General features: G+C 75.8%; 2 protein-coding genes and 2 pseudogenes. All 4 read left to right on the forward strand.

Annotation, left to right across the window (positions count from 1 at the left end):
• Positions 1-199 (forward strand): annotated as a pseudogene (locus tag ACPYOM_RS21735) (imidazole glycerol phosphate synthase subunit HisH); the annotation flags it as partial.
• A gap of 65 nt (positions 200-264) precedes the next feature.
• Complete coding sequence (gene priA / locus ACPYOM_RS21740) at positions 265-1,029, forward strand: bifunctional 1-(5-phosphoribosyl)-5-((5-phosphoribosylamino)methylideneamino)imidazole-4-carboxamide isomerase/phosphoribosylanthranilate isomerase PriA (RefSeq protein WP_481347552.1); 765 nt, start codon at positions 265-267, stop codon at positions 1,027-1,029.
• The gene (locus tag ACPYOM_RS21745) at positions 1,026-1,811 is read left to right on the forward strand and encodes an SseB family protein (protein ID WP_481341087.1); all 786 of its coding nucleotides are present in this window, start codon (positions 1,026-1,028) and stop codon (positions 1,809-1,811) included. Before priA ends, ACPYOM_RS21745 begins: the two co-directional genes overlap by 4 nt.
• 90 nt (positions 1,812-1,901) lie before the next feature.
• A pseudogene (locus ACPYOM_RS21750) lies at positions 1,902-2,146 on the forward strand (hypothetical protein); the annotation flags it as partial.

Genomic DNA, 2,146 nt, shown 5'->3' on the forward strand with positions numbered 1-2,146 from the left:
CTCCTACGCGGTGCAGCGCTGGACGCTCGAGGCCACCGGGGCCTTCGAGCGGGTGGCCCCGCACGTGACGTGGGCGGAGCACGGGGCGCGGTTCGTCGCGGCGGTCGAGAACGGACCGCTCTGCGCGACCCAGTTCCACCCGGAGAAGTCCGGAGACGCCGGGGCCCACCTGCTGGAGAACTGGGTCCGCAGCCTGTGACCGACCGGGCCCCGCTGCCGAGCAGCAGCCCGCCACCCCCGCACGACGCCGAGGAGATCCCAGCCGTGACCCAGTCACCCCAGAACGACCAGCCGCGCCTCGAGCTGCTGCCCGCGGTCGACATCGCGGGCGGTCAGGCCGTCCAGCTCGTCCAGGGCGTCGCCGGCACCGGCGGCCAGTTCGGTGACCCGTGGGAGGCCGCGAAGGCCTGGCAGGACCAGGGCGCCGAGTGGATCCACCTCGTCGACCTCGACGCCGCCTTCGGGCGCGGCAGCAACCGCGACCTCATCGCCTCGATCGTCGGTCGCCTCGACCTGCGGGTGGAGCTGTCCGGTGGCATCCGCGACACGCCCTCCCTCGAGGCGGCCCTCGCCACGGGATGCCGGCGCGTCAACATCGGCACCGCCGCCCTCGAGGACCCCGAGTGGACGGCCTCGGTCATCGCCGAGCACGGCGACCGTGTCGCGATCGGGCTCGACGTGCGGGGCACGACCCTGGCCGCGCGCGGCTGGACCCGCGACGGCGGCGACCTGTGGGACGTCCTCGACCGGCTCGACCGAGAAGGCTGCGCGCGGTACGTCGTCACCGACGTGCAGAAGGACGGCATGCTCCAGGGCCCGAACACCGACCTGCTCCGCGAGGTGTGCGGGCGCACCGACCGACCCGTCGTCGCGAGCGGCGGCGTCTCGACCCTGGACGACGTCGCGGCCATCCGCGCCCTCGTCGACGTCGGCGTCGAGGGCGCGATCATCGGGTCGGCGCTCTACCGGGGCGCCTTCACCCTCCCGGAGGCGCTCGACGTCGCGGGCCGGCCCGAGGCCCGCCCGTGAGCCGGCCCCCCGCTGCCTTCCACGACGCCGCGGGACGGCCGTCCGACTCAGCCGGGCAGGCGTGGGAGGGCAAGTCGATCCCCAGCCACGGGTTCGCCGGTGACACCGGCGCGGCCGATGCCGCGCTCCTCGCGGCCGTCGAGGCCGCACGGACGGCACCGACGCCGCAGGCCGAGCAGGCGCTCGTCGCAGCCGTCGCCGCGGCGCGGTGGCTCGTGCCCGTCGTCGCGGTGGCGACCGAGGTCGACGAGACGGGCGAGCACGCCACCGACACCCGCAGCGACATGGCCGCCGTCACGCTGACGGCCCCGGACGGCTCGCGCGCGCTGCCCGTCTTCTCCTCGCTCGCCAGCCTCTCCGAGTGGGACGCCGCCGCCCGACCGGTGCCCGTCCCGGCCTCGTCCGCGGCACAGGCCGCGATCTCCGAGGAGTGCCAGGTCCTCGTCGTCGACGTCGCCAGCCCGCACGCCACGGTCCTGCGTCCGAGCATGCTCTGGGCGTTGGCACAGCAGCGGCCGTGGGTACCGAGCCACGCCGACCCCCACGTCGCCGCCGCGGTCGAGGCGGCGGTCGCGGGCGAGCCTGACGTCGCCGCACACCGCCTCGAAGCGGGGGAGCCCGCAGGTGCGGGCGTCCTGAGGGTCGTCCTGGCCCTGCGCGCGGGTCTCGGGGCCGACGAGGTCGGTGCCGTCGCGACGCGCATCGGCGAGCGCATCGCGACCGACGGCGAGACGCGTGCGAGGATCGATGCCCTGACGTTCGCGCTCGAGCCCGCGGGCTGAGCGACGCGTCGGCGGCCGGTCACCGGGCAGCGTCACGGGTGTCGGGAGCGTCGGCGGGGGCTCGCGCGTTCGTCGGGTAGGACGAGCGACATGCAGTCAGTGACGAAGGGAGCGTCGGTGCCCGGAGGACCAGGCGGCGCGAGCGGACCCCTCGGCTTCATCGCCGACCCGGCCCTCGACGCCCAGCGCCGCCACGACCTGCGCCGGATGAGGGTGCTGGCCACGGGCCTGCTCGGCCTCGCGGCGGTCGTCTACCTGCTCACCCGCGGGCAGGCCGACGGTGTCCTCGGGTTCGTCAACGCGGGCGCCGAGGCCTCCATGGTCGGTGCGTGCGC

This window comes from Monashia sp. HAY1-2A (assembly GCF_056755315.1).